This window comes from Nitrospirota bacterium (assembly GCA_030645475.1).
Taxonomy (GTDB): Bacteria; Nitrospirota; Nitrospiria; order Nitrospirales; family Nitrospiraceae; genus Palsa-1315.
Genome location: JAUSMA010000067.1, coordinates 1 through 20,201, shown reverse-complemented (window position 1 = coordinate 20,201; position 20,201 = coordinate 1). Strand labels below are relative to the sequence as shown.

The window sequence follows — 20,201 nt, the reverse complement described above, 5'->3', positions numbered from 1 at the left end:
AGTCTTTGGTAGCCCAACAGGAGATCATGCAGATGAGCAGTCGCACTCTCCCTTCTGAGAATCGTGCTGAGCCGCTGTTGGACGACTCGCGGTACGACAGTGCGATTTCACGTCCACGATACGTCGTGCTTCAGTCGCTGGTTGGGGTCATGTTGGCCTACCAGCTATTATCAGGGGGGGGACTTCTCGCAAGCCAAGTGACAAGTGAAGTGATGGTCGGCGGGTTGGCGGCGATGGTTCTTTGTCTGTTATTGGTGCCGATCTCAATTCTGCAGGCTTCATGGTTCAGCGGAGCTCTGATCGGGATCGATACGGTATTCGTCACTGCAACAATCTACCTGTCCGGTAATGCTCGCTCGGATCTCTATCTGTCGTATTTTCTGCTCATGCTCATTGCCGCTTCGGTGCGGAGGCTCTCCCACGTCATCGCCTTTTCCCTGCTGCTTTGTGCCGGATATGGATTCACCCTCTATCAAGGGGTCGTCCAAACTGGTTCATTGACGGTCGGGCATCTGTTGGGGGTGCCGGTGTTATTGGTGATGGCAACATTCTACGGACTGGCGTTGCAAACGATTGGGGCCGAACGGCAACAGAAGTCATTCTTGATGGAGAGTATCGAGACCTTGAAAGAAACTGAGCAGGCCTTGCAAGCCTCGCGTGACCAGTTGGAGGTTCGTATCAAGGCGCTCAAGGGGGATCTCTCACGAGCGAATGAGCAAGTTCGGCAGGAGCAGCAAGAACGGCAAGGCCTGGAGAAGCAATTACTTGAAGCGCAGAAGATGGAGGCGATTGGTCGAGTTGCCGGAGGGATTGCCGACGAACTCAGTCATCTGGTTTCCGTGATCGGGCGGCAGACGGGCGTTGTCCTATCCTCCCTCAAAGCGGGCGACCCGCTGTATCGGCCGGTCGATGACATCTTTCGAAGCGGAGGTCAGGCCGCGGCCTTGACGGCTCAATTGTCCGGACTGGGCCTCCATGACGGCCACTTTCGGCAGGTGCTGTCGGTCAAGGCCGTGCTGGAGGAGATTCGTGGAGTGATCAGAGGGTTGCTGCCTGCGTCGATTGAGCTGGACCTCCTTATCGACAATGCATCGATGGATGTCGAGGTTGACCGTGAAGGTCTCGAACAGGTCCTGCTGCATCTTGCGGTCAATGCACGAGAGGCCATGCCACAGGGTGGTCGGCTTCGGATTGAGGCGAAGCCCGTGTCCAGTGGGCATGAGAGTGTATCGGTGAGTGGCAAGGGGGGGCACCAGTCCAAGGTGCTGATTCAAGTGAGCGATACGGGAAGCGGGATGAGTCTCGAGACCCAGTCGCACATGTTTGAGCCCTTCTTCTCCACAAAAGAAATGAATGTGGGACTTGGACTTACCGCAGTCTATGGCATCGTGAAACAAAGTGCAGGTCAGGTCGATGTGGTGAGTCAGCCTGGCCAAGGCACCGTGGTGCGGGTGGTGCTTCCCTGTGCACCACAGGGTCGGCCGCTCGCGCCATCACTCCAGACACAGGTTTCAGCCAAAGGTCAGGAGACGGTTCTCTTGGTGGATGCGAATGAAATTGACCGCAAGCTCGCACTCTCCACGCTGCTACGGCATCGCTATCAAGTTTTGGAGGCGAGCTCGTCCGTTGAAGCGTTGTTGCTCACGCAGCAACATCCTGGAGCCGTCCATGTGACCGTGAGCGATCTCATGATGCCGGAGATTGGCGGGCGTGACTTAGCCACACGGTTGCTGGCGCAACATCCGATGATGAAACCGCTCTTTGTCTCTGGTTATGACGACGAGGCGATGGTGTCTCATCGCCTCAACCCGAAATATCTCTTGCGGCGCCCCTATCGACAAACTGGGTTGGTGGAAAAAGTGCGTGAACTGCTAGATGCATGAGTCCCGGCTGCTTGTGCGGGTGTATGTGGCTAGTTTGGTTCAATCAACCACATGAGACAACCCCCAATAGACTAGAGAAACTAGCCTCCTGCTAGTTTTCCCGCCGGCCTCTGTCTCTTGCGCCAAAGAAGGGCACGTTCGGGCGCTTGAACAGACCGATCAGCGCCATTCCAGCGAGAAACCCGCCGATATGGGCAAAGAAGGCCACTCCTCCGCCCTTACTGCCGAAGCTCATCCCCCCGCTGAAGAGTTGCATCACGAACCACATGCCGAGGACGAAGCCGGCCGCCACCTTCGTGAGGCCCAGGCCCGGTATCAACACCAACACGCGGGCTCGTGGAAATAGCAGCACGTAGGCGCCTAAGACACCGGAAATGGCGCCGCTGGCTCCGACCATGGGAACAGTCGAAGACGGATCGGTTACGGCGTGACTCAAGGCGGCGAGGGTCCCGCATGAGAGGTAGAACAGAGCGTATTTCGTATGGCCCATGACGTCTTCGATGTTATTCCCGAAGACCCAGAGGTACAGCATATTGCCGATGAGGTGCATCCAGCCACCGTGGAGAAACATGCTCGTGATCAACGTGGCATAGGCGGGAATGGCCACATCCATTTCTGGGAGGCCTGCCTGTCCGAATACAAGAGCCGGAATCGCCCCGTACTGGAAGACGAAGGTATTGTCAGGGCCGGCAGGAAGGCTGATCTGGTAGAGAAAGACGAGGACGCAGGCCGCGATAGTAATGACCGTGACCACCGGCGTCAGCTCGGTTGGGTTATCGTCGTGCAGCGGGATCACGGTGCCCTTATTGCGAGGGAGGGCGGCGACGGTCGATGACCGATCGAGGCAGTGCCGGGTTATCCGGCAAGGTGCCATCGGGGCCCAGCAGGACTGAAAATCCGGCCGCATGAGTATGGCCGCCACCGCCGAAGGAAGCGGCAATGGCTCCCACATCAGTCCCGTCCTCTCTCGAGCGCATGCTGTAATAGCGGCGTCCGTCGCGATCGTGCCACATGACGCAGAACGGATGTTCTGCAGACAGGCGTTCACCGATCTGACTGGTCAAGACTGCGCTTTGGACCGACGGTATGATGGCTCCGTGAAAGTCGATCAACATCGCTTGTGCCGCGAGTTTGCTCACGAGTTCATTTTCATAACGGAGGATGGCTCGACCCTCCTGCTCCAACTCCTTCTGCTGGAAGTTGCTCCAGAGCTGATAGTCGAATGGATAGGAGGCAAGAGCCGCACTGATTTCCCGGCTGGAGGGGAGCGCCCAGGTCCAGAGGTCTTTGTCTTGAATATACTGGAGGAGCCAGGGCACCGGCTGATCGTGCGCCCATTCCCAGGCCAGGACCGCACCGGATCTTTTCATGTCGAAGTACGCATAGGGCAAACCGACAAGGGCCTTTTCTGCGGTGGTGTGGTGATCCAGTATGAGGAGGGCCTGCGCGTCCTTGGCGATAGCTTCCAGCGTTTCACGGGCATAGCTAAAATCCACGATGACGACTCGTTGGCCCTGGAGCCCTGGAGGAGGAGGATTGCCGTGTTTGACGGGAATGAACCGGGCCGTGGGGAATCGATTCCAAATCGCCCAGGCGGCGCCGAATCCATCGGCACATTCGGCGTGATAGAGCACGACCGTGGGGGGCTCACTGAACGGGTGTTGTATGCGGGATGCGATCATCGTGGCGAGCATACCATGAGGCTTTGCCGAGACTAAAGCCTCTTTATGCCGTGCGATCAGAGGTTGTTGAGATGGTCGATGAGCTGACGCAGCCGGCTGGCGCTTCGGCGGTTGGAAATGAAGGTCAAACGAGACAAGTTCCTCAGGTCCGGTTCGTCAAGTTCTTCGGGAAGTGGACCGCGCAACTCAAAGGTGCCCTCGGACAAGAGATCGCCAAATGTATCATGAAGGACGGCCACCTGTTCGGGGGAGATGGCGGTTTTTAACCGCATGGTCAACAAGCGTCCTACATATCGGATGGAATGGAATCGGCGATAGAAGTGTTTGATTTCCTCAATGGCCTCGTCCACGGATGTGGTGATTTTGAAGAGGCTGAGATCTTCAGGGTTGATCAGTTTACGAGCCAGCAGTTGGCGCGTGACGAAGCCGTACCAGTCGTCCCAATAGTCGCATCCGGGAGCCTGGAGGCAGACGATCGGCTGAGGATCGCTCTTGCCGGTTTGGGCGAGGGTCAGAATCTCAAAGCCTTCGTCATGCGTGCCAAAGCCGCCCGGGAACAAGGCAATCGCATTGGCCTCTTTTTGAAAGATCAGTTTTCGCGTGAAGAAGTATTTGAATGTGACGAGTTTTGGGTCATCGGCAATCGTGGCATTCGGGCCCTGCTCGAAGGGCAACATGATGTTTACCCCGAAGCTGTTTTCGCGGCCGGCGCCCTCCTGACATGCGCGCATAATCCCGTCAGCCCCTCCGGTAATGACCATGAATCCTTCTTCGACGATCTGACGGGAAAATTGGAAGGCCATCTGATAGTTGGGGTCATCCGAGGCCGTGCGGGCCGATCCGAAGATGCTGATCTTGCGTCGATCACGGTAGTCATGAAAGACGCGGAAGGCGTGGCGCAGTTCTTTGACGGCCCGGTTCACGATCTTGAGGTCCAAGGCATCCAGATGGGCATCGTGAAGCCGGAGTGTCCCGGCTAGGAGTTCCTTCATAATTGCGGCTTGCAGGTCGTCTTCCGGACTGTCGAGCAGGAGGCGAATCTGGCCGAGCAACTCCTCGTTCGAAGGGAGGGTGCGGGAACGGGTCTGGGAGGTCTTCATTGGGTTATCCATGTGTGGTGATGGCTCCATCCTCGGTCGAGAAAAAATATTATCAGGAGATTCCCGGTTGGTCAAAAGAATGGAGGATATCTGTGAGGTCAGAAACGATCGGGGGAGGGTGGCATGGTCTGAAGTGCCCAGGCCCTGATGCGTGCGAGGTCGGACGACGAGAGATCCGTGAATTGAATATCGACATGCCAGGTGTGGGTGCCGCTCGAGGTCTCAGCTGGTTCAGTTTCGGGACTCTCGCTGGCCAGCACTTTCCCCCGAATCGTCAGGGGAGTGTTTTGACCGGAAATGGAAAACGCCAGTACGACGTTCGTTCCTGTCGAGATTTTCGCGGTTGATTCGACCAATGCGCCGACATGGTTCAGTTGGATGATCATGGCATTATAGTTGAGCCCCTGAGCCGATGCGCGTCCGACCACACTCACCACTGAGGGGATCTTCGTGCGACGCCGGGCCGGCGTGAGCATGAGGTCTTGTGCCGTGAGGACTCCAACTGGTTGGTTCTGTTTGGTGACAATCAAGAGTGGTGCACCCGTCGCCATCATGAGGACTGAGGCGTCCGCTAAGGCCTGGTCGTATTCGATGAATTGCACCGGGCGTGTCATGATCGTTCGGACTTCGATGTCGTGCGGTTCGAGTCCCTGCGCGACGACTTTCTTGACGATATCGGTCGGCGTCATCAGCCCGAATTGCGCGTCGGTATCCTTCACCAGCAGGCAGGGGGCCTGTTCTCGTTCGAGTAATAGGGCCGCCTCACTGACGGAAATATCCCCGGGAATTTGCACGACTCCTGGCGTCATCATATGGGCAATCACAGTTGATAAGGGATTGGTAGTCTTGGCAGATTTATCATTGGTGTCCGACATGGGTTCGAGACCATCCCCGATTCGTCCTTGCACGATTCGTGAGGGTTTCGCCCCCCGGCGACGTACGCCAAAGTATAGCAGACGGAACGCCTTCGTTCGTGGCAAGGGCTTTCCTTGTCAAACAAGGGGTTGAGCGAATAGACTAGGCGAATTATCCCGGCAGCACAAGGGTAGATTGATGGTTGATCACGATTTGGTTTTTCAGGACTTTCACCGCCGCCTCAGGCCGATTTCTCCGCAGGGGATGGGGCTGTCGGTCGACGTCTACTCTCCCGATGTGTTCGAGCTGGTGACAGGCCTTAAGGAGCGAGGCCTTCGGCCTGGCTATCTCGAAGTCTTTAAGGCGACCACGACTGCCCTGGCAACGGTTCGACAGGCGCTGCCGGAGATGTCGCTGGCCTACCATGGGGAAGGTCTGTGGATCACGCAGCCGGATGTTCAGGCCTCTCCGTTCTTTCAGCAGGATGTCGGCGAGATGGTCACGCAGCTCAATAGCATTCAGAGTCTCTGGCTGAATCATGAATGTGCCATGAAGCAGATGGCGGGCTACTCGTTCGGCACCTATGTGCCGCCACTCTATACGCCGCTGAGCGCCGAGGTGGTGGCCGATAATATCGCGACGATTCAGGGGACGATTGATCGGCAGGGTCGTCGGGTAGACGGGACCTCGCCACTTTTCCTGTTGGAGATGCCGCCGCTCACATATTTTTCCCCTGGTACAATCCCTATCCCTCACTTTTTCCGGCTCGTCACCGCGCGAGTGCCCTGCGGTCTCGTGTTGGATATCGGGCACCTCTGGACGGTCTATCGCTATACGGCTGCCCGTCGACGAACGTCTCTTGCCCAATTCGCGAAGGAGTTCCTCGACGAATTTCCTCTGGAGCGGGTGGTCGAGATCCACGTGGCCGGGTTGGCCTGCCATGAGTCGAGTGATGGACCTGAGGGGGCGGAGGGGCTTCCTGAATGGATCGACGCCCATGCTGCGCCGATTCCCTCGATCCTCTTCACCATACTCGAACAGGTTCTGGCCCATCCGAACCTCGTGAGCCTCAGGGCGGTGGCGCTTGAAGTGGATACGAAGCCGATCGAGATGATTGTGGAGGAATATGCGGAGGCCGTTCGGCGTTTCTCACCCGTCGTTCAGCAGGCGATGGCCCGAGGAATGGCCGCTGCATGGCCGATCGCCGGGGTGCGTCCTTCATGTTCAGTTCCGAAGCCGATGAGCGAGTCTGACCGACAACAGTTGCGTGACGACTATGCGCGTTATGCGCAAATCATCTCAGGACAAATCCCCGCCACAGGTCAGGAATGGCAGGACGTGGCCGCGGATCAGGCAGGGCTCACATCCTATCGGACGTCCTATCTGCCCCACGAGATTCTCCATTGGGGGGGAGACCTCGTCGAGATGTTTCCCCAGACCTGTAAGGTGCTCGCGGAGCGGGGTGTCTGCCTCACTGAGTTTGTGGCCTTCTGGTTTCGCGCGCCACGCCCACTCACGCAGTCCTATGACTTCTTCCTCCTGAAGATCGACCGGTTTCTCGAATTTGTGACGGAATCTGCGCCGGACGTACGGATCTCTGCCCAACAGGAAGGCGATCAGTTGCGGCTGGCCTATGCGCAGGCGAATGAAGTAGGAGAACGAGCGATGGAGATGGAGCCATCCGCATGAGCTTTTGGCAATCGCTCACGGGACCGGTTATCGGGATGGCGCCAATGGACGGGGTCACCGATGCCACGTTCCGCCATACCGTGGCGATACACGGCAATGCAGATGTCTCCTTCACGGAGTTCACGCATGTGCATGACGTCTGCCGTGGGCCGGAGTTTTTGTTGGATTCCCTCATCTATCACGAGGCGGAACGACCGATCGTCGCGCAGCTCTATGGGAAAGACCCTGACCTCTTCTATCAGGCTGCCCATGCAGTCTGTGAGTTGGGGTTCGACGGATTGGATATCAACATGGGTTGCCCCTCGCGCAGTGTCGCCTCATCCGGCTCAGGCGCGGGGCTGATTCGAACGCCGGATGTGGCCCATGCGATCATGCAGGCCGCTCGACGAGGGATTGCCGATTGGGCGGCCGGTCAGACCCTGGAGGGTGCGGGACTCAAGCAGAGTAGAGTGGCGGCCTTCGAGCGGATGAACGAGCAGCGGCAGAACGCTCGCCCGCTTGTCCGTCGGACGATTCCTTTGTCTGTCAAGACACGCCTCGGCTACGACGTCGTCGTCGTCGATCGGTGGATCGAACATCTCCTCATGGAGCAGCCAGCCGTGATCTCCCTGCATGGCCGTACCCTGGAACAAATGTATCGAGGGGAAGCAGATTGGGACGCCATTGCGCGGGCGGCAGAGATTGCGCGGGGCAGCGGGACCTTGCTGTTTGGAAACGGCGACGTGCACAGTCTCCAGGACGTGGTCCGTCGTGTGCGGGATACCGGAGTCGATGGGGTGTTGGTCGGACGAGCCGTACTCGGGGCCCCTTGGTTCTTTCGGCAGAAAGAGGACGCGCGAATCTTGCTTCAGCAGCAGCTGCCAGGCCGGGGGCCTGAGCCGGTGGTGCCGCCACTCGACGTGCGTTTCGAGATGTTGCTCGATCATGCCAGACGGTTTGAAGCGGTGAGCGGGACGGGGCAGTTTCGGCGGATGCGTAAACACCTGGGGTGGTACTGTAAAGGGTTCCCTCATGCCGCCTCACTCCGGGCCAACATGGTCCGAGTCTCGTCGGTCGCCGACGTGGAGCAAGTGCTCGCTGATTTTCGCATGACCTGTATGAATCTTGAGGAAGGCCCTGAGCAGATCTCGCTCGAACCCCTGGCCTCTATTGAGCCCTCTTCGGCGTTGTAGATGTCACTCATTCTGGCTTCAACCTCTCCGCGCCGTCGCGAGTTGCTCGCATTGCTGGGCATCCCCTTCGTCGTCATAAGTCCATTGTTCGAGGAGCGGCTGGTGCCTGGTCTGACCGCGATCGAGCAGGTGCAGTCCTTCGCGCAGGGAAAAGCTCAGTCGGTCGCGAGGCTCGAGCTGGAGGCGATCGTGCTGGGGAGCGACACGGTCATCGAGCTGGATCATCACGTGCTCGGGAAGCCGGCTGACCTTGCGGAGGCCCGAGCGATGCTCCGGCGCCTGGCCGGCCGTGACCATCGAGTCCTCACAGCGGTCGCGCTGGTCTGTTCAGCTCGTGCGATGGACGTTGTTGCGCTATCCGCAGCGGTTGTTCGGATGAAGCCCTTCGATGAACGAGCGCATGAGCGCTATCTGGGGACCGGAGAAAGTTTGGGGAAGGCCGGCGCCTATTCGATCCAGGGAGCAGGCGGAGACCTGATCGATTCCATTACCGGCGATTTCCCCACCGTGGTTGGCCTGCCGCTTCGTCTGGTCGCCCAGTTGCTGATGCAAGCCGGCGTGAGTATGCCGGTCGATCTTGAGCAACTGTATGGTGCCAAGCCCTATGCCAACTGGGCTCGCTTCTCGGTCTGATTGCAAAGGGGTAGGGGTTTCCGTACAATGCCGCCCCATCATTTGTTGTCTTGTTTACGGAGGAAGTTATGAGCGTGCGATGCCTGACATCAGTGGCGCGGGTTGGTGTCGTTGTTACCTGTGTTGTCGTGGGTCTGCTGACGGTCGTCGGTCCCCAGACGGTCCTGGCGATCGATGTGAAATTATCCGCAGAAGAAGCGCAGAAGGCCTTGGAAGCCGGGCGGGCGCCGATGGAGAAGGCCAACAGCCCGGAGGACGTCAAGAAAGTCCTTCAGCAAGCTTCCCTGGTGACGCGAGTGGGCGCCGATCCAGAAAAAGATTCCTGTGGAGCCAGTGCCATCCTCAGGACCAAGCGGTATCGCCTTGAAGCCTTTGGCCGGCAGGAAGCGGCCGAGTCCAAGAAGCGGAAGATGGATGTGCGCATGCCCGACGAATTCATCAAGAAAGTCGTGGACATGCCCAATATGGAAATTGAAGTTCAGCTCTGTGGCGATGACGAGTACTTTGCAGAGGGCGCCCTGATCGAGTTGCAACAGGGCTCCAAGAAGATCAAGCCCATCGATATCGCCAAAGCCGAACGTGGCCGAAAGAATGAAGGCAGTGGGCCGGCCTACCGGTCGCGCTTTACCGCATTGTTCGCATATGAAAAGTTTGATCCTCAGGCGGCATCCCTGTTCGTCGTGAATCTTCAGGACGGAAAAGAGGCGAGAATCGCCGCTGATTTCTCCAAAGTGAAGTAGCTCGGTCTCTTCAATCCTGCCCCTGCCAGCGAGCATAACCGCTGTCAGGGGCCTGTTCTTCCGTACCAGTTCAGTCAGCCGTTGGTCCCACCCTTGCATTTTCATTCCTGTACGTTGATAAAACCGGTGCAATAGCTGGAACATTGAGGCGTTTGTCCCCAAAGGCAGGTCTGTGCCTGTCGCATTTCGCGACAGGAGGCTTGACCATCCTGGGAGCAAAGGGCTAGCGTCTGATTTCCTGTCAGCAGAGAAGGGGTGAAGCATGACCGAAGAGTGGGGTGCGATTCTCGTCGTCGATGACGATGCGGAAATGCGGGAGCTTGTCCATGATGTCCTCAAGGACCGTGGGCATCAGATCACGATGGCGGGGAGCGGACCGGAGGCTCTCAAGCTATTGGAGGAGAAAGATCACGCGGTCGTGCTGACGGATTTGCGGATGAAAGGGATGCTGGGGACGGAGTTGTTAACGGAGATCAGGCGCCTCTATCCGGACATCGGGGTCATTCTCATGACCGCGTTTGGGTCGGTGGACACCGCGGTGGAAGCCATGAAGCGGGGCGCCAGCGACTACTTGACCAAGCCGGTGAAAAACGAGGAGTTGGTTCGTGTAGTCGAGCGCGCGATTCGCGAAGCGGCGTTACGACGGGAAGTGAATCGGCTCCGGCGAGAGGTGCACAAGGAGTACAGTTTTCATCAGATCATCGGCAAGAGTAAGCCGATGCAGGAGATATTCGATCTGATCCGGCGGGTGGCCAATAGCCCGACGAATCTCCTGATCACCGGCGAAAGCGGAACCGGCAAAGAGTTGGTGGCCAAGGCCATCCACTATAATAGTGACCGCAAGGATGCGCCGTTCATTCCCGTCAACTGCGCCGCCATCCCGGAACAGCTGCTCGAAAGCGAGCTGTTCGGCCATATGCGTGGCTCATTCACGGATGCCAAGGTGGATAAGCGGGGCCTCTTTGAAGAGGCGCAAAAGGGGACGCTGTTCCTCGACGAGATCAGCGAACTGCCATTGATGCTGCAGGCCAAGATTTTGCGCGCGATCCAGGAGAAAGAAATTCGTCGCGTGGGAGCGAACAAGCCGATCGCCGTCGATGTCCGCATCATTGCGGCGACGAATCTCAACCTGACGGAAGAGGTCAAGGCGAAACATTTCCGTGAGGATTTGTATTACCGGCTGAACGTGATCGAGCTACGCCTTCCCCCCTTGCGTGAGCGCCGCGAAGATATTCCGTTGCTCGTGGATGCGTTCATGAAGAAATGTGCCGCGTCCCGCGGGAAGCAGATACAGGGCGTGAGCGAGTCTGCGCTGGCCATGCTGGTGGATTATGCCTGGCCGGGCAATGTGCGTGAATTGGAAAATGTGATCGAACGGGCCGTCACGCTCAGCCGGAGCGAACAGATTGTCCCGGACGACCTCCCGGTGACGCTTCAGGGCGCCCGTGGCGACCGGCGACTTCTCGATGATGCGGCTGAACGGACCCTCCCGCTGGACCAAGTGGAGAAAGAATACATTCTCAAGATCCTCGAGAAGACCGGCGGCAATAAATACCAGGCCGCGCAAGTACTTGGGATCGATCGCAAGACGCTCTATCGGAAGTTGGGCGAGATCGAAGGGAAGACGCCAGCGTGAGTCCAGAGTCGTTCGATAGCGAGCAGCAGTTTCGTCTTATTGTAGAGGCCGCTCCCAATGGGATGTTGCTCATTGATGAGCGTGGAGCGATCGTGATGGTGAATACCTCTGCTCTTCACCAATTCGGCTACGAGAGAGACGAGTTGCTCGGCCAGTCGGTCGAGATGCTTATTCCAGGACCGTTTCGATCCGATCATCGGCAGCACCATGCCGGGTTCATGAAGGCTCCCCAGGCACGGTCGATGGGGGGGCAGCGCGAGTTGTTCGGTTTGCGGAAGGACGGGAGCGAGTTTGCGGTGGAAATCGGACTCACGCCTATTCAGACGGCCAAGGGGATGGGGGTGGTGGCGTCGGTCGTGGATATTTCAGAGCGCAAACGTCTGGAGGTGCAACTCCGACGGGCTGAGCGGTTGGCGGAGTTGGGCACATTGGCTTCCGGTATGGCGCATGAAATCGGGACGCCGATGAACGTGATCCTCGGGCGTGCGGAATACCTGCTCCAACGCGCAGCCGATGACGGGATGAAGAAGGGCCTGACCACCATCATCACGCAGGTCGAGCGCATCACCAAGGTGATGAACCAACTCCTGGCCTTTGCCCGGCGGAGGACGCCGGAGCGGCGGGCCGTCGATCTTGCGAAGATCGTGGACGATAGCCTGGAAATGTTCCAGGAACGGATCGCCCACAGTCACATCACGGTCGACACGACGATTGAATCGTCATTGCCCTTTGTCCATGCCGATCAAGACCAGCTCATCCAGGTACTCATCAATCTCGTGATGAACAGTCTCCATGCCATGCCGGAGGGAGGGCGTCTTAGGCTGGGCCTCGCGCGTGAAGGCGATTATGTGCGCCTTGAGGTCGCCGATACCGGACATGGCATGCCGGAGGAGATCCGCACAAAAATCTTCGATCCTTTTTTTACCACCAAAGATTTCGGAAAGGGAACCGGCCTGGGTCTCACGGTGGTGAAAGGCATCATCGAGGAACATGGCGGGACCATTACCCTGGAGAGTGCAGTCGAAAAGGGGACGACCTTTACAATCCGACTCCCTATTGACTCGGCTCAGACTGCTGGTACGTCTCGATCAGCTCCATCAATATAAATAATAGGCCCCTCATAAGTAAGTCGATTGTCGGTGAGCCCTCTCTGTCGCGATCTGCGACAGGAGCGGGGTGACGCCTGTCCCAATTCTCGCCAGCTCTAACTGTTTTCCTCGCCATATGTCATGTGAGCCTGTAGGAATTTCAAGCGGATTTGCGTACTTACGGACTCCATGGCCTCACAACTGCTAGGAGGCAAGTTGGCATAGGTTGTGAATTCTTATCTTTCACGTAAGCCAAGTGGCTGGAGGTAGAGGGGGTACGTGATGTTGCAGGAACGGACGCCAGTGGTCCTACTCATTGCCGAAGATGACCAGGACATGCGAAGTTTGTTGTGCGATGAGTTATGGGATCTTGGGGTCTCTATCCGGGAAGCGGCCGATGGGGATGAGGCGCTTCGGTCGGTGCTGGATGCTCGTCCGACATTGATTCTCACGGATCTCCGTATGCCGGCAGGGGGCTTAGATTATATTGCCAGGCTCCGGACCTTTGCTCCCGGGGTCCCTATTGTGCTGCTGACGTCATTTGGCGACCCCAAGACGAAAGCCGATGCCTTGGCTATCGGCGTCGAGGCGTATTTCGACAAGCCGGTTCGCCTGAGCGAACTCAAGGGAACCGTCCGGCGCCTCTTAGGCCCGGCATTGAATGGAAAAATAGACTGAGACCTTGTACCCTAGCGACTCTTTAGCTTGTGAGAGGTGTGAGATGGCCGGATCTCAACGAGACCATTCGTCTGTCCCCTTCCTAACCGATCCCATCCTTGCAGCTCGACTGGAAGCCATCAAGCAGTTAGCCGGTGGGTTTTCCGATCGGGTGGCGGTGGTGGATCGTGACTTCAATGTGATCTACGCGAACGAATCGGCATGGTCTGAAGACACATCAACGTCATCGGGCCATTCAGCCAAGTGTTATCAGGCCTTTGCTCACCGGAGCGATCCCTGTGGCACCTGCCCGGCGACCAAGATGTACGAATCGCCTGAGGTTCGGTCCGTGGCCTGTGCGTCCGGCGGGGATGGCACGGCCTGTGGGATGCATCAGGCGTTTCCGCTTGTTTCAAGCAGCGGCAAGGTCGAGTCGGTACTGGTGCTGTTCAAGGCCTTGCCGAAAGCCGAGATGCAGACGAGTGGTGCGCATGCGGCCGTGAAGCAGGGGGCGAAGCTGGGCGAGTTGATCGGCTCGAGCGCGCCAATGCGAGAAGTGCTCGAGATGATCCGGCTCGTGGCGGACAGTTGCGCTACCGTGTTGATTCAGGGAGAGAGCGGCACCGGGAAGGAACTGGTGGCGAAAACGATTCATCAGACCAGCTATCGACGGGACAAACCGTTCGTCGTCGTCGATTGCGGTTCGTTGCCTGAAACGCTGTTGGAGAGTGAGCTCTTCGGCCATGTGAAGGGCTCCTTCACCGGCGCACATGCCACCAAACGTGGACTCTTCGAAGAGGCGGATGGCGGGACGATCTTCCTGGACGAAATCGCCGATACGACTGCGACCTTTCAATCCAAGTTGCTGCGGGTGCTTCAGGAAGGGGAGATCAAGCGGGTCGGAGGCAATCAGCCGATCAAGATCGATGTGCGGGTCGTGTCTGCGACGAACAGGGATCTTGTCGAGCTCGTCAAGGCCAAGAGCTTTCGGCAAGACCTCTACTATCGGCTGGCGGTGCTGCCGTTGTCTCTTCCTCCGCTCCGTCACCGGCGAGAAGATATCCCGCTCCTGGTGCAGCATTTCGTGGCGGCGTCCTGCAAGCGCCACCGGCAGCCAGTCCGGCAGGTCTCGCCGGATGTGATGCAGGCGCTCACCCAGGCCACATGGCCTGGCAACGTGCGGGAGCTTCAACACTATATAGAGCGGGCCGTCGTTACCACCACTGGTCCCACGTTGAATTGCAAGGACATCGTGGCAATGGGATCGAAACCGGTTGAACACGATCTCCGTACCGTTGCCCGCGGGGCGACCCGCCAGGCAGAGCATGCACGGATTCTTCAAGCGCTCCAGCAAACAGGGAATAATCGTGCGCAGGCCGCTAAGCTCCTCAAGATCAGCCGGGCGAGCCTCTATAACAAGCTCCGTAGTTATGGAGTGGGTGAGGCCTGACGTGAGGGAGGTGGCCCCTTCGACTGCATTCCAGTCTCCGCCTATTAGTGCTCCTCGACTCAGCTCCCGCTGACTCAGTAAGACGCCTTTCTTGTGCCGCCAATCCGTTCGTTCGTACCCCATTTCTTCTTCGCAAGGCTCTAGCGACTGCCCGTTTCCGCCCCACATTTCCATAGCAACTGTCCAATGAATTGGACAGTCTATCTGTTTGAATTTACTGCATTTGTAATTACTGCACGAAGAGACTGTCTAGTTCTGTAGAAGATTCTCCGGTTGACGGGACGAATTTCACAGAGTCGTCCTGTGCGAATCGTAAGGACTGGAGCGGATTCGCTGCTCATTCCTCCCGCTTTCTCTGTCGAGGCACGCAAGCTGCGTATACGTAGCGTTGCTGGTGGAGGTCTGGGTGATTAGGACCGGCCTCCGAATGACCCTCTTCTCCGTAAGGAGGACCCTTCACCAGCACCTAACGAAGGCCAAGGGAAGCAAAGTAGGGAAGAGATCAGCCGTCAGCAATCGGCTTGCAGGGGAAAATCGAACACTGAAGCCGATCGCTCACAGCTGATAGCGCACGTAAGTTGGATTCAACCATCCGCCAGGTAAGGCGGACATAACAGGGGGAGGCCGTACTATGAGGGGTGATGTGTGTAAACCAACGCGCAAGCGGCGCCGTACGAGGTTGGCGCTGATGCTGCAGAGCGTCTTGCTGGCCGGCAGTCTGGTGGCAACACCGGGGCTGTTTGCGGCGGGAGCAGGAGAGGAGTCCCATCAAGGGCATGCCACTCCGGTCGCCATGCCGGGATGGACTCAGCAGTTGAAGGGCCAGACCGTGGTGGAAAATGCCATGGAGGGTCGTGCCGGTAATGCAGAAAAGATGGAGATGCAGCACCATCGCCTGATGGAGAAGCTCGAGCAGCAGGCGCAGAAAGATGCCAAGGCGCAGCAGACGTCCGGTGCCTTCAACGAGATGTCGATGATGCACCAGTACATGGGCCAGGACGGTAGCAGCTTCTTGCTGATGTCGGATGGGACCAAGGGTGAGCCGGTGATGACGTCGGGCGGGAAGTGTCCGGCCGGTGTGCCGGTAAAGAAGTACGACGTGTCGATGATCAACGTCGAGATCACGTTGAACCGTTGGCTCGATTTCTATCCAGGCTACATGTACGTGTTGGCCCAGGATGTCGACAAGGTGCGGGCCGAAGAAGCCAAGAACAAAGCCGCGCGCGACAAGGATGGCTTCGATCCGGGAGCGGTGACCACCGGGTTGCAGGGCGACATGATTCAGCCTCTGGTGCTTCGCGTCAACCAGGGCGATTGCATGAAAATGACCCTCCGCAATCAGATGGAAGGTGAAGACGGCAGTCTGTTCGTCAGCGCCTCCAGCATGATCGTCAGCGCGACCGGCAAGCCGGCCACGACGACGAATCCTGAGTCCATCGTGGCTCCTGGCAAGTCGCAGGAGTTCGAGTGGTACATCCATCCCCAGATGCAGGAGGGTGTGCGGCAGTTTCACTCCTACAGCCACGACCGTGAGTTGACCGTGCTGGGTCTCTTCGGTGCCCTCATTGTGGAGCCGAAGGGATCGACGTATGTCGATTCGTTGGGGACTGGCCCCGATAAGCCGGTCACGAGCGGCTGGCAAGTGAACATCGACAACGGGTCCGGACCGGACTTCCGCGAGTTCGTGTTGTTCTATCACGAGATCGGCGATGAAGCCTTCCGTCCGTTGAACAAGAAGGGCGACTTCCTCCCGCAGCGCGATCCGCTGACGGATGCCTATCGTCCGGGTGGCCGTGCGATCAACTATCGCAGCGAGCCCTTCGGTATCGATGAAATGCATCTGCAGCACGAGTATTTCGGTTTCGAAGATGAGTCGATGGCCTACAGCGCCTATACGTTCGGCGATACGCCGACCACAATTGCCCGCGGCTATCTGGGCGATCCGGTCAAGTGGCGGTTGGTGCATGGTGGATCGGAAGTGTTCCATTCCCACCATCCGCACAGCGGAACGATCCGCTGGCAGCGCAGCCCGCGTGCCGATCAGGAAGAACATTGGTACAAGGGTCAGGATGGTCCTGTGAAGTATCCGGTCGTCCGGACCAAGTCCGATCGCGTGGACGTGGAAGTCATCGGGCCATCAGAAGCCTTGGACCTCGAACCGGAATGCGGTGGCGGTGGCTGCCAGCATCTGGCCGGTGAATTCCTGTATCACTGCCATGTCGCGCACCATTATGTGGCGGGCATGTGGGGGTACGGCCGTTTCTACAATACGCTGCAAGTCGGCGCGGCCCATACGGACACGATGCCTGACTTGGCGGAATTGCCGGACCGGAAGGGCCGGATGAAGCAGGGCGTGTCGTCCGATAAGTTGATCGGGACGACCGTCGATTGGTTCGGGAAGGTCTTCAAGATTGTCGACAAGAGCCAGAAGACCAACTGGAAGTCCGATCCCGTCATTGTGAACATCAAGGATTGGGTCGAAATGTTTGTGCCGGCCGCCGGTCAGCCAGGCCACACGAACGATGAGAAGGCTCAGATCATCTCCTACGATTCCACCGTGTGGGATTGGAAGTGGGATGGCAACATTGCCAGGGGCGAGCGTGAAAGCACCGCCCAGAATCCGAAGTACCCGGCGGCAGCCAAGTGGGATGACAGCACCAGACCAGCCATCCTGTTTGATCCGACCACGGCCAAGATGTCCTGGCCTCTGTTCAAGCCGCACTTCGGCAAGCGGGTACCGTTCTCTGCCAACCACAGCGGTGCGCCATGGCTGGAACCGATTCACCAGGACGCTAATGGTGAGCGGACTTCCGAGCCGGCACAGCCGGGCGAGCAGGGCCGTTGGAGCCTCTGCCCCGACAATGCCAATCGTAAGCATTACAACATCCATTTCGTCCGTATGCCGATTACTCTAGCCAAGAAGCAGGGCAAAGAGCCGGCGATGGTCGATAAGGACGGTCTGATCTACGTGCTCCATGAAGAGGAGAACCTGACCAGAGCGAACGACGACCTCAAGCTTCCGGCGGTCATTCGCGCCAACGTGTATGACTGCGTGGACTTGTTGTTGACGAGCGAATGGGACGACGACGATTACACGAATTTCCAGTCGTCCAAGATCAACATCCATCCCCACTTCTTCCAGTTCGACACGGGGAATTCGGATGGTGTCATCTCCGGGTTCGAGTATGAAATGTCGGTCCGTCCGTTCACCATGTGGGGCAAGAAGACCAAGCATGGGTTGCCGGCCCCGATGGTCGGTAAGCTGACGGGTGCCGTGAAGGCTGGTTCTGCGTCCATGAAGATTCAGATGGCGCCGGGTGCCACGCCGTTCCATGTGAACACCGAAGTGATGGTGGGCATGGATTGTTTGGAGAAGGGCCACGATGCCACGGCTTCATTGCCGCGGGACAAGAGCTGTCAGGAAGTCGCCAGGATCAAGGAGATCAAGGGCGAGAACGTGACGTTCTTCAAGCCACTGAAGCAGAACCATCCGGCGGGCGATCTCGTGTCGCCGGAGTTCGTGCGGTACCGGTGGTGGGTGGACGTCGATATGGGGACCGTGTTCTGGCATGACCACGCGTTCGGCGCGACGACCTGGCCGCATGGCGGGTTCGGCGTGACGATCGTGGAGCCGTTCGGGTCCACCTATCACGATCCGAAGAACGGCAAGCTGGTGTATAGCGGTCCGATTGCCGATATTCACAGCAACGAGCCGATCGGTGCCGGTGTGAGTGGCAGCTTCCGTGAGTTGATGGTGTCGATCCATGACACCGTTCCGCACACGGTGAACACCATCGAGGCGGGCAATCCTCCGGGACAGCCCATCGAAGTGGCGTTGGAAGCAGGCAAGACCATTTCGTTCCAGATGCCGGATAAGATTCTGGCTTCTCCGAACAAGTACATCAACGGCGGTACGCATACGACCGGTAGCGGGTTCAACTTCCGCGCGGCTCCGTTTGCACAACGTCTGTCCAACAATCCGGATACGTCCAAGCTGTTCAACAGCGCGATCCATGGCGATCCTGGTACGCCGCTCTTGCGGGCGTACACTGGGGACACCATGGTGTTCCGTCTGTTGCACCAGCTCATGAACGAATCCCACGTCTGGACCATTTCAGGCCATACCTTCCTCACGGAACGGTATGCGGCAGATGCCAATCGGAAGAACTCGATTCACGTCGGGATCGCCGAGCGGTATGACCTCGTGAGCAAAGCGGGCGGATTCCAGGGCATGCCGGGCGACTACATCCACTTCAACGGCAGAACGTCACACTTCGCCGAAGGTGGATGGGGTATCGTGCGCGTGCTCGATAAAGAAGTGGCGGACTTGAAGCCATTGCCCAGAGGAACCAATCCTCTCGGGATTCCGGCCACGCCGAGTTCCGTCTGTCCGTCCGATGCCCCGGTGAAGAATTTCAACGTCGTGTCCTTGGACCGTCCGTTGAAGCTCCACCCGAAGGCGCCGGATGTGATCGAAGTCGACTTTGAGCGCAAGATCGAAATGACCGTGCCGGAAGGCAAGATCTTCGCGCTGGAAGAAGAAGCGACCACGGTGGCGGGCAATGTGATGCCGAATCCTCTCACGTTGCGTGCCAATCTTGGCGACTGCATCAAGGTCCATCTGAAGAACAAGATGAAGGCGAGCCGGGCGTCATTCTTTGCGCCGGGCCTGGCTTTCGATCCGAGAGACAGCCAGGGCCTGAACGTCGGGAACAATCCTGGCGATCAGACGATTGCCCCAGGCGAGAGCCGCACCTATACCTACTACGCGCATCCTTCCAACAAGGAAACGACGTCGCTGGTGTGGGACGGTGGCAACATCGTCGTCAATCCGCGCAACGGATTGTACGGAGCGGTGGTCATCGGGCCGAAGGGCTCCCAGTATCGTGACCCTGTCACCGGGGCCGATATCTCGCAGAAGAATTCATGGAGAGCTGACGTCATTGTGGACGCCAGCCTGCCAGAGAACGTCGGCAAGCGGAACTACCGTGACGTGGCCCTCTTCTTCCAAGATGAGGACAACATCATCGGCACCGCGTTCATGCCCTATGTGCAAAACGTCGCCGGGTTGACGTCGGTCAACTATCGCGCGGAACCCTATAAGTTCCGTGAGGAGCAAGGCTGCTCGCTGGGCAAGATTTTCCAGCCCTGCGTGGTGGACAAGCCCGAAGATCCGATCACGCCTCTGATCGAGGCGCATGCCGGTGACGCGATTCGCATCCATGTGATCGGCGCGAACAGCGAACAGAACGGGATGTTTGCGGTCGAAGGCCATGAATGGCCGATCGAGCCCTACATGCCCGGTGCCGACATGATCAGCGTGGTGGAGTATGCCGGGTCCGAGATCCTCGATGTGTTCCTCCGTGGCGGTGCGGGCGGCCCGTATCGTCAGGTGGGAGACTTCGTGTGGTCCAATGCGCGGCTGCCCTACACGCAGTCCGGACAATGGGGCTACCTCCGTGTGTTGCCGGTCGGTGACTCACGGATCCAACCGCTGAGCGCTCAAGGAATGGGCGCCAAGCGTGCGGATGTGCAGCCAGAGCCTCGTGCTATTCCGACGGCGATGAAGTAGTCGACAGCGGAATAGTCTCGGTCAAGACGGGGGAGCTGCGCGTA

General features: G+C 58.2%; 14 protein-coding genes. 10 read left to right on the top strand and 4 right to left on the bottom strand.

Annotated features, from left to right (window positions below):
- Positions 1–32: 32 nt before the first annotated feature.
- Positions 33–1,883 (top strand): ATP-binding protein, encoded by a 1,851-nt coding sequence (locus tag Q7U76_13575; GenBank protein MDO8357416.1) that lies wholly within the window; start codon positions 33–35, stop codon positions 1,881–1,883.
- Between the two features lie 91 nt (positions 1,884–1,974).
- Here Q7U76_13575 and Q7U76_13570 read toward each other — a convergent pair whose 3' ends face one another.
- The 4 genes from Q7U76_13570 to Q7U76_13555 all read right to left on the bottom strand — a co-directional run bounded on the left by Q7U76_13570 (position 1,975) and on the right by Q7U76_13555 (position 5,540).
- Positions 1,975–2,679 (bottom strand): rhomboid family intramembrane serine protease, encoded by a 705-nt coding sequence (locus Q7U76_13570; protein ID MDO8357415.1) that lies wholly within the window; start codon positions 2,677–2,679, stop codon positions 1,975–1,977.
- A 7-nt stretch (positions 2,680–2,686) separates the two neighbouring features.
- Entirely contained in the window at positions 2,687–3,565 is an 879-nt protein-coding gene (locus tag Q7U76_13565; protein ID MDO8357414.1) for a hypothetical protein, read from the bottom strand.
- Between the two features lie 56 nt (positions 3,566–3,621).
- On the bottom strand, positions 3,622–4,677 hold the full coding sequence (locus tag Q7U76_13560) for an LOG family protein (protein ID MDO8357413.1): 1,056 nt from the start codon (positions 4,675–4,677) through the stop codon (positions 3,622–3,624).
- Between the two features lie 86 nt (positions 4,678–4,763).
- Positions 4,764–5,540, bottom strand: a complete 777-nt coding sequence (locus Q7U76_13555; protein MDO8357412.1) for a CBS domain-containing protein — start codon at positions 5,538–5,540, stop codon at positions 4,764–4,766.
- Positions 5,541–5,718: 178 nt separating this feature from the next.
- On the opposite strand from Q7U76_13555, the gene Q7U76_13550 reads away from it, so the two are divergent.
- The 9 genes from Q7U76_13550 to Q7U76_13510 all read left to right on the top strand — a co-directional run bounded on the left by Q7U76_13550 (position 5,719) and on the right by Q7U76_13510 (position 20,157).
- The gene (locus Q7U76_13550; protein MDO8357411.1) at positions 5,719–7,209 is read left to right on the top strand and encodes a DUF692 family protein; all 1,491 of its coding nucleotides are present in this window, start codon (positions 5,719–5,721) and stop codon (positions 7,207–7,209) included.
- Positions 7,206–8,381: a tRNA-dihydrouridine synthase gene (locus Q7U76_13545; protein MDO8357410.1), complete on the top strand. Its 1,176-nt coding sequence runs from the start codon at positions 7,206–7,208 to the stop codon at positions 8,379–8,381. The genes Q7U76_13550 and Q7U76_13545 overlap by 4 nt, the downstream gene beginning before the upstream one ends.
- The gene (locus Q7U76_13540; GenBank protein ID MDO8357409.1) at positions 8,382–9,014 is read left to right on the top strand and encodes a Maf family protein; all 633 of its coding nucleotides are present in this window, start codon (positions 8,382–8,384) and stop codon (positions 9,012–9,014) included.
- Positions 9,015–9,082: 68 nt separating this feature from the next.
- Positions 9,083–9,754 (top strand): hypothetical protein, encoded by a 672-nt coding sequence (locus Q7U76_13535; GenBank protein ID MDO8357408.1) that lies wholly within the window; start codon positions 9,083–9,085, stop codon positions 9,752–9,754.
- Between the two features lie 262 nt (positions 9,755–10,016).
- Complete coding sequence (locus Q7U76_13530) at positions 10,017–11,390, top strand: sigma-54 dependent transcriptional regulator (protein ID MDO8357407.1); 1,374 nt, start codon at positions 10,017–10,019, stop codon at positions 11,388–11,390.
- The gene (locus Q7U76_13525; GenBank protein MDO8357406.1) at positions 11,387–12,496 is read left to right on the top strand and encodes a PAS domain S-box protein; all 1,110 of its coding nucleotides are present in this window, start codon (positions 11,387–11,389) and stop codon (positions 12,494–12,496) included. Before Q7U76_13530 ends, Q7U76_13525 begins: the two co-directional genes overlap by 4 nt.
- 264 nt (positions 12,497–12,760) lie before the next feature.
- Positions 12,761–13,156: a response regulator gene (locus Q7U76_13520; GenBank protein MDO8357405.1), complete on the top strand. Its 396-nt coding sequence runs from the start codon at positions 12,761–12,763 to the stop codon at positions 13,154–13,156.
- A 43-nt stretch (positions 13,157–13,199) separates the two neighbouring features.
- Entirely contained in the window at positions 13,200–14,585 is a 1,386-nt protein-coding gene (locus Q7U76_13515) for a sigma-54 dependent transcriptional regulator (protein ID MDO8357404.1), read from the top strand.
- Positions 14,586–15,228: 643 nt separating this feature from the next.
- Positions 15,229–20,157 (top strand): hypothetical protein, encoded by a 4,929-nt coding sequence (locus tag Q7U76_13510; protein ID MDO8357403.1) that lies wholly within the window; start codon positions 15,229–15,231, stop codon positions 20,155–20,157.
- Positions 20,158–20,201: the final 44 nt, after the last annotated feature.

Excerpts from the sequence above, each read along its gene's own strand:
- Q7U76_13530 (MDO8357407.1), top strand. The coding sequence starts at position 10,017 with ATGACCGAAGAGTGGGGTGCGATTCTCGTCGTCGATGACGATGCGGAA.
- Q7U76_13535 (MDO8357408.1), top strand. The coding sequence starts at position 9,083 with ATGAGCGTGCGATGCCTGACATCAGTGGCGCGGGTTGGTGTCGTTGTT.
- Q7U76_13555 (MDO8357412.1), bottom strand. The coding sequence starts at position 5,540 with ATGTCGGACACCAATGATAAATCTGCCAAGACTACCAATCCCTTATCA.
- Q7U76_13540 (MDO8357409.1), top strand. The coding sequence starts at position 8,382 with ATGTCACTCATTCTGGCTTCAACCTCTCCGCGCCGTCGCGAGTTGCTC.
- Q7U76_13520 (MDO8357405.1), top strand. The coding sequence starts at position 12,761 with ATGTTGCAGGAACGGACGCCAGTGGTCCTACTCATTGCCGAAGATGAC.
- Q7U76_13575 (MDO8357416.1), top strand. The coding sequence starts at position 33 with ATGAGCAGTCGCACTCTCCCTTCTGAGAATCGTGCTGAGCCGCTGTTG.
- Q7U76_13545 (MDO8357410.1), top strand. The coding sequence starts at position 7,206 with ATGAGCTTTTGGCAATCGCTCACGGGACCGGTTATCGGGATGGCGCCA.
- Q7U76_13565 (MDO8357414.1), bottom strand. The coding sequence starts at position 3,565 with ATGATCGCATCCCGCATACAACACCCGTTCAGTGAGCCCCCCACGGTC.
- Q7U76_13515 (MDO8357404.1), top strand. The coding sequence starts at position 13,200 with ATGGCCGGATCTCAACGAGACCATTCGTCTGTCCCCTTCCTAACCGAT.
- Q7U76_13560 (MDO8357413.1), bottom strand. The coding sequence starts at position 4,677 with ATGGATAACCCAATGAAGACCTCCCAGACCCGTTCCCGCACCCTCCCT.
- Q7U76_13550 (MDO8357411.1), top strand. The coding sequence starts at position 5,719 with ATGGTTGATCACGATTTGGTTTTTCAGGACTTTCACCGCCGCCTCAGG.